The 6,893-nt window shown below is 71.3% G+C and carries 8 protein-coding genes and 1 pseudogene; 3 read left to right on the top strand and 6 right to left on the bottom strand.

Going from position 1 to position 6,893, the window contains the following annotated elements:
• The first annotated feature begins 231 nt into the window (after positions 1-231).
• Entirely contained in the window at positions 232-1,122 is an 891-nt protein-coding gene (locus AB8A24_RS42630) for an aminoglycoside phosphotransferase family protein (RefSeq protein WP_328962745.1), read from the top strand.
• Positions 1,123-1,140: 18 nt separating this feature from the next.
• A complete protein-coding gene (locus AB8A24_RS42625; RefSeq protein WP_369479197.1) occupies positions 1,141-1,617 on the top strand; it encodes an N-acetyltransferase family protein in 477 nt (158 codons plus the stop codon).
• Between the two features lie 321 nt (positions 1,618-1,938).
• On the opposite strand, the gene AB8A24_RS42620 is transcribed toward AB8A24_RS42625, so the two are convergent.
• The 6 genes and pseudogenes from AB8A24_RS42620 to AB8A24_RS42595 form a co-directional block, all read right to left on the bottom strand.
• The gene (locus tag AB8A24_RS42620; protein WP_369479196.1) at positions 1,939-3,120 is read right to left on the bottom strand and encodes a methyltransferase domain-containing protein; all 1,182 of its coding nucleotides are present in this window, start codon (positions 3,118-3,120) and stop codon (positions 1,939-1,941) included.
• Positions 3,117-3,263, bottom strand: a complete 147-nt coding sequence (locus tag AB8A24_RS42615) for a hypothetical protein (RefSeq protein ID WP_190344470.1) — start codon at positions 3,261-3,263, stop codon at positions 3,117-3,119. Before AB8A24_RS42615 ends, AB8A24_RS42620 begins: the two co-directional genes overlap by 4 nt.
• A 508-nt stretch (positions 3,264-3,771) precedes the next feature.
• On the bottom strand, positions 3,772-3,975 hold the full coding sequence (locus AB8A24_RS42610; protein ID WP_369479195.1) for a hypothetical protein: 204 nt from the start codon (positions 3,973-3,975) through the stop codon (positions 3,772-3,774).
• An 87-nt stretch (positions 3,976-4,062) separates the two neighbouring features.
• The gene (locus AB8A24_RS42605) at positions 4,063-4,905 is read right to left on the bottom strand and encodes a helix-turn-helix transcriptional regulator (protein ID WP_328962750.1); all 843 of its coding nucleotides are present in this window, start codon (positions 4,903-4,905) and stop codon (positions 4,063-4,065) included.
• Entirely contained in the window at positions 4,902-5,654 is a 753-nt protein-coding gene (locus AB8A24_RS42600) for a DUF6879 family protein (RefSeq protein WP_369479194.1), read from the bottom strand. The genes AB8A24_RS42605 and AB8A24_RS42600 overlap by 4 nt, the downstream gene beginning before the upstream one ends.
• A gap of 346 nt (positions 5,655-6,000) precedes the next feature.
• Positions 6,001-6,237, bottom strand: a pseudogene (locus AB8A24_RS42595) (oxidoreductase); the annotation flags it as partial.
• Positions 6,238-6,331: 94 nt separating this feature from the next.
• On the opposite strand from AB8A24_RS42595, the gene AB8A24_RS42590 reads away from it, so the two are divergent.
• Positions 6,332-6,893 (top strand): pentapeptide repeat-containing protein (locus tag AB8A24_RS42590; RefSeq protein ID WP_369479193.1); only part of this gene is annotated, 562 nt, incomplete at its 3' end.

Genomic DNA, 6,893 nt, shown 5'->3' with positions numbered 1-6,893 from the left:
GCGGGGACACGCAGGAGGGTCCCCGCAGGACGAGGCGCGACCAGGGCCGCCTTGCCGGGACGTGCCCGCACGCGCCGCGCCGAGGAGACCCTCGTGCGGGGCCCCGCCCCACACCATCCAGCCCCGCCGGCGATTGAGGCGCCGCCCCGGGCACAGCCCGAGCCGTACCGCACACCACCGAGCACCCCGCAGGGACACCGCCGAGCAACCCCGCAGAGGTACGGTCCGGGGATGGTCGAGATTCCGGACGGGCTGGTCGAGGCGCAGGTCGGGTTCAACGGGGACGCGGGGCGGGAGTTCATCGCGGCGTTGCCCGGGCGGGCGGCGCATTTCCTGGAGCGGTGGGAGCTGCGGCGGAACGGGCCGGTGATGCACGGGGTGACGGCGTTGGTGTTGCCGGTGGAGCGGGCCGACGGCAGCGGGGCCGTGCTGAAGCTGGTGGCGGTGGACGAGGAGAGCGTGGGGGAGCCGGTCGCGCTGCGCGCGTGGGACGGGCAGGGCTGCGTACGGCTGCTGGAGCACGACGTGGACACCGGGACCCTGCTGCTGGAGCGGTTGGACGAGGGGCGGGATCTGGCGGCGCTCGCGCGGGAGGACGCGCGGCAGGCGGTGGTGGTGGTCGGGGAGTTGGTGGCGCGGCTGACGGCGGTGCCGGCTCCGGCGGGGGTGCGCGGGCTCGGTGAGATGGCCGCCGGGATGCTGGAGGAGGTGCCGCGGGCGCTGGCGCGGCTGGTGGAGGCGCGGGACCGGCGGTTGCTGAAGGACTGCGCGGCGGCGGTGGCGGAGGTCGTGGGGGAGCCGGGGGACCGGCTGCTGCACTGGGATCTGCACTACGAGAACGTGCTGGCGGGCGGCCGGGAGCCGTGGCTGGCGATCGACCCGAAGCCCTTGGCGGGTGATCCGGGTTTCGATCTCATGCCGGCCGTCATCAACAACTTCCGGGCCGGGGACGTGCGGTGGCGGTTCGACCTGCTGACCCGGGTGGCGGGTCTGGAGCGGGAGCGGGCGCGGGCCTGGACGCTGGGGCGGGTGCTCCAGAACTGTCTGTGGGACGTGGAGGACGGGGAAGTGCGGCTGGACGAGGACCAGTTGACGGTCGCCGAGGTGCTTCTGGGGCGGTGACCGCCCTAGGCTGCGGGCATGATCCGTAACGCCGAAGTCACCGATGTCCCCGTCATCCACGCGATGATCCGCGAGCTCGCGGAGTACGAGAAGGTGCCGCACGAGGCGCGGGCCACCGAAGAGCAGTTGCGGGAGGCGCTGTTCGGGGAGCGTCCGGCGGTGTTCGCGCACATCGCGGAGACGGACGAGGGGGAGGCGGTCGGCTTCTCGGTGTGGTTCCTCTCCTTCTCGACGTGGCGTGGGGCGCACGGCATCTACCTGGAGGACCTGTACGTGCGGCCGGGCGTGCGCGGTGGCGGCCACGGCAAGGCACTGCTGGCGGAGTTGGCGCGTACGTGCGTCGAGCGCGGCTACGAGCGGCTGGAGTGGTCGGTCCTCGACTGGAATTCGTCTGCCATCGACTTCTATCGATCAGTTGGGGCCGTGTCAATGGACGAGTGGACGGTGAACCGTCTGACGGATGACGCGCTTCGCAAGCTGGGCGGGGCTGAGTGAGCGCACCGGAGCCCTTGCCACCGATCGCTACCGCGCTCAAGGCAGCCCTCCGCCACCTGCGGAGTGTGCGTGGCCGGCGTCCCGGAGCGCCCTGCACCGATGCCGCATACGCGGCATGGCAGGATGACATTGCCGAGGCTCTGGACAACCTGGCGGAGCACCTGGAGCAGCCTGCGGACCGGGCCATGGCACGTGCCGAGGCGGTGGCCGCCCGCGCGGAGGCGGAACGCTTGCGCGCGTGACTCCGGGCCTCCGTCTTGCTGGAGTCTCGAAGTCACGCGCGGCGTCACGGCACGCGTCCGCGGGGCCCAGGCCGTCCGGCTACCTGACGGCGGGGACCGGGTGCTCCGGGGAGTCGAGCCAGGCCCAGGCGGTGCCGTCGGGTTTCACGGTGAGTCCGAACCGCTCGAATTCCGGTCGGCCCTGGTCGTCCCACCAGGCGTGGGCGGCGGTGACTTCGCCCCAGAGTTCCCGGGGCCCGGACTGGTGGACCTCGAACTCCTCCGCACCGGGAACGAAGTCGATCGACGCCCAGGAAGTGACCCGGGTGTCCCGGAGCCAGAGCGTGTAGCGGCCGCCGTCGAGTTTCTCCGGGTAGGGGAACATCCCCTGGGTCTGGAGTCCGATGGCGAACATGGGGAGCCAGTCGGCCACGTCCTCCGGGGACAGGGAAGCGGTCGTCCGGCGGCCATCGGCTGGCCACGGCTTCCCGCCCAGGTACGTCTTCACGTGCGTCCGGTAGGCGCGTTGCTGCCGGAGACGCATGAAGGCGGAGGAGCCGACGAACGGGCCGGACGCGCTTCCGTCCTCCTGGACAGTCAGGCGGACCACGGCCTCCCCGCCGTACTCCGTGGCGTACGGGGAGACGATGATCCCGCCGGGCCGAGTCTGCCGGACGATGTCCGCCGGGATCTCTCGGAGGGAGGCCGTGATCAGAACACGGTCGTACGGGGCGCCTGCGGCCCAGCCCTGGGAGCCGTCCCCGACGATGGCGCCCGGGTTGTAGCCCGCGGCGTCCAATCGGGCTCGGGCTGTGGCCGCGTTCTCCGGGTCGAACTCGATGCTGGTGACGTTCTCCGAGCCGAGCCGTTCGGACAGCAGAGCCGCGTTCCAGCCGGTCCCCGTACCTACTTCCAGGACCTTGGCGCCAGACTGGACGTCCAAGGCCGCCAGCATGGAGAACACCATGGTGGGCTGGGAGTTGCTGCATGTCGGCACGTTGCCCCGGTCGAGTCCCGTGTGGTTTCCGTCGTCCCACTGAGTGGTCAGGGACTCATCCGAGTAGACCGCGCGGAACCATCCCTCCGGATCGCTCCGGCGGTCGATGCTTGCCACCGGTCCGCCATCGGCTGGTCCGACGCCGGGCCAGATCACATCCGGGACGAACGACTCCCGGAGCACGGCTTGATAAGCGGGGAGCCAGTCGGAGGTCAGGGCCCCGGAGCCCATGAGCCGGGAGGCCAACCCCTGGGGGCCGGCCTCCGTCGTGGCGCGTTCGGTCACTTGGTGCCGCTGCCCTTCGTGTCGCTGTGACCGGAGTCCTGGCCCTCCGAGCCACCTCCGCCGTGCCCGGCGCCCGACTGGCCGTCGTCCTGCTGGCTTCCGCCCTGGCCCGAGCCCGTGCCGCCGCCGTGCTGTCCGCCCATGAACGTGCTCCTTCTCGTGAGGGATGAGTGGTGCTGTGAGCCGCCCCGGCCGATCGGTGGATCGGTCACCGGGGCGGAGTCTGTGGGGTGGGGTCGGTCGGACCCTGGAGTGAGGGCCTTGGGAGTGCTCTCCGGCCGGGCCTGCATCTGGCGCTCTCCGGCCTCTGCCAGGAACTCCAGGAGAGGACTCCCCGGAGTGAGGTGGCGGGAGAGCTGGGCGGTCCATTCGCCGCGCTCCCGCAGGTCGTGGAGTTGAGCCGCTATGTCGTCCCAGGACTCTGGCGGCGGTCCCGGCGGGGCGCTCACTGCGCAGTCCCCTGACTCCGCCGGTTCGCTTCGGTCACCTTGGCGCTCAGCCGCTGGGTGCCGCCGGTGGTCGGGCGGTACTCAGGACAGACCGGTCGGCCGCACTCGCACGGACGCCACTTCAAGGCGTTGCCGGGACTCAGGTCCGGGCCCTCGAACCGCGCCGAACCGGGTTCCGTACCGTCGGGACTGTCGCGTGCGCTCATGCGGTCCCCCGCTTCACGGCCTGCGCCGGCTTCACGGCGACGTCGGGGCGGACACTGCCCAGTCTCACCAGCCCCGGGCCGGGCGGTGCCGGGTCGATGCCCAGCGAGGGGAGAACGATTCCGGCGGCCATCAGCGATTCGCGCAGCGACTCCACGACCGTGCTCGGGGTCACTGTCTCCAGTTCGTGCGAGCTGTCCATGAGGGGGACGCTAGGGCCGGGTGCCCGGTCCTGTCGGGGCTGATTCGCCGGGATTCTCGGGCTGGGCCGTGATCTTCCGGTGGATTCTCAGGCGGTGTCGAGAGCCCGCCGGGCGCGGGCGATCACGCGGTGGGCGTCCGCCCCGTAGACCGCGGAATCGGAGAGTGCCTGCCAGACCTTCCGGTACACGCCCACGCTGTCCGCGTCGTCCAGCCAGAGTTCCGCGTGCCAGTCCTCCGCGATCACCAGACGGTCGTCGTACAGCCAGAAGCCGTTGGACGGCGGGATCTTCAGGGAGGCGCCGAACGGGACGATGCCCAGGGAGACGGTGTCCAGCCCGAGGACGCCCGTCAGGCGGTCGAGCTGGGCGGCCAGTACGGGAGGAGGGCACACGAGCGCCCGGAGTGCGGCCTCCCACATCACGATGTGGAACGTGCGCCCCGGCTCGTAGAGCATCTCCTGGCGCTTCACGCGGGCCCGTACGGCTTCCTCGGTGTCCCGGACGGACCGGTGGAGGTCGGCATAGCGGGTGAAGACGTGGCGGGCGTACTCGGCGGTCTGGAGCATTCCCACGACCGTGGAGCCCTGCCAGACGTGGAACGTCCTCGTGCGCTCGTACTCGGCCGTCAGTGTGTCCTGGACCGGCTTGTGGCCGGCCGCGAGCTGTCTGCGCCAGGCGCGGGAGCGGGACTCCAGGCTCCGGAGCCTGGTGATCAGCTCCGCAGCCGCCTGCGGGTGGCCGGTGGCGTCCGCCCACGCCAGCAGGTCGTCCGCCGTCGCGGTCTGGCGGCCGGTCTCCAACTTGCTGATCTTGGACTGGGTCCAGCCGAGCAGGACCGCCAACTGGCGGCCCGTGAGCCGCCGATCGGTGCGCAGCTCGCGCAGCCGCGCACCGAGGGCAACTCTTGCTTGTTGGAAGTCGGTGCTCACTCGGCGGACGGCACCTGTTCGGCGAAGGTCTCGTACGGGACGGCGTGGTGCCACGCGGCGTCCCGGACCTGGCAGGCGCGGGCCACCTCGACGGGGTCCGTGACCAGCTCGACGCCGGTCATCACGTCGTCGTCGTCGAAGTGGAGCCGGGCGATGACCCGGGAGTCGAAGAGCCAGAAGTCCTCGTCGGGAAGTTGCAGCGCTTCGGCCTCGGAGCGCCACAGGTTGCGGATGTCCTCGCCGACCGCGCTGTTGCGGCGGGCGTTGTCGAGCAGATAGCACTGACCGGGGGTGGGCGGGTTGTCGGCGATCCGTACCCGCTCGAAGCGCTTGCCCAGGGCGGACTGTTCACGCCGGGATACGCACCAGGGGTCGTCCAGGTCCCAGCCGGCGTCCTCGCCCCGAACGAACCGCTGGTACGTCTCGGTCTCCTCGTCCGACTGGTAGCGACGCCGGCTCTCCAGGCGCCAAGCCGTGTGCGCGAAGGTCCGGAACATCCCGGCGAACTCCTCGAAGTCGATCAGCACGGGCGTCCTTTCCGCGTCCCTGGGCGCGAAGTCGGCCAGGAGTACGCGCGGGACGACCACGAACCCCTCCCCATCCTTGACGTTCCGGAGCTGCGCCACGTCGTGGGGGTCGGTCACGGCGTCGCCCTGGACCAGGACCTCCCCGGTGTCCAGGTCCTCGTACAGGGTCGGGCATCCGTCGTTGCCGGAGTTGGTACCGATGAACCTGAGTCGCCGTGCCATTGCCGTTCCCCTCCCACCGGCGGACAAGTCCCGACCAGGATGGGACGGGCGCAGCCTCCCTGTCCTGCGCGATTCGCGATGATTCTCGGGACCGACGCGAAAAGGGCCCCTACTTCCCGGGACATGCCGGGGAGTAGGGGGCCAGGCCGGCTACGACGAGCAGTGAGCCGAAATGGCGGCTCAGGCTGGCTCGGAGAGGCGCCACGACCCCTGCGGGAGCGAGTATCCGCAGGCCAGAGGCGTAGCCGCTATGCGTTGCGTCGTCGCGCAGACCTTGGAACCCGTACAGATACCGAGCTGCTATCACTCTTCGATCCCCGACCTCGGACCGGACTCCGTCGCCCTGATCCCCGCCGCCGCCGGCGGCATCGGTGCCGGCGACCTCGCGGCCCGGGACGGTCGGGAGCTCGGGGAGCGGGGCGGGCGGGCCCTGGATGCCTTGGCGGAGGCTGGTGTCGAGGAGGTGGACGCCGGCGGCGGCGACGGCGATGCGGACCTGGCCGGGGGTGGGGACGGGGGTGTCGGTGTGCTCGTAGGAGAGGTTCTCGGCGGGGCCGAAGGCGTGGAGGCGGATGGCTCGCATGGTGGGCATGGCGTCAGGTTGTGACCTCGAGCGCGGTTGAGGTCAAGGGCCGCTGTTGTCGGCTGTTGTCGGTGGGCTGGTTCACGATGGGGGCATGGCGAGCAAAGGGCAGCGGGAGCAGACGGTGAAGGCGGCACGGCGGCCGGAGCTGCGGCTGCCCGAGCTGACGGTGTGGGAGGGGGGTGAGCTGGAGCCGGACGGGGACTACGACGGGCTGGAGTTCGCGGATCTCGACCTGGCGGGGCAGGAGGGGATCGGGTCCCGGTTCATGGACTGCGCGGTGCGGCGGTGTGCGCTGGACGAGGCGGGGCTGGCGAAGGCGCGGATCCTGGATTCGGTGCTGGAGGGGGTCCGGGGGGTGGGGACCGACCTGTCGGGGGCCTCGCTGCGGGACGTGGAGGTGGTGGACGCCCGGCTGGGCGGGGTGCAGCTGCACGGGGCGGTGCTGGAGCGGGTGGTGGTCCGCGGGGGCAAGATCGACTACCTGAATCTGCGGAAGGCACGGCTCAAGGACGTGGTCTTCGAGGGGTGTGTGCTGGTGGAGCCGGACTTCGCGGGAGCGGTGCTGGAGCGGGTGGAGTTCCGGGACTGCGCGCTGCGGGGGGTGGATCTCAGCGGGGTGCGGATGACGGATGTGGATCTGCGGGAGGCGTCCG

It is taken from the genome of Streptomyces sp. BF23-19 (assembly GCF_041106355.1).
GTDB classification, from domain to species: domain Bacteria; phylum Actinomycetota; class Actinomycetes; order Streptomycetales; family Streptomycetaceae; genus Streptomyces; species Streptomyces virginiae_A.
The sequence above is the reverse complement of the archived record's forward strand: the minus strand, read 5'-3'. Positions and strand labels throughout refer to the sequence as shown.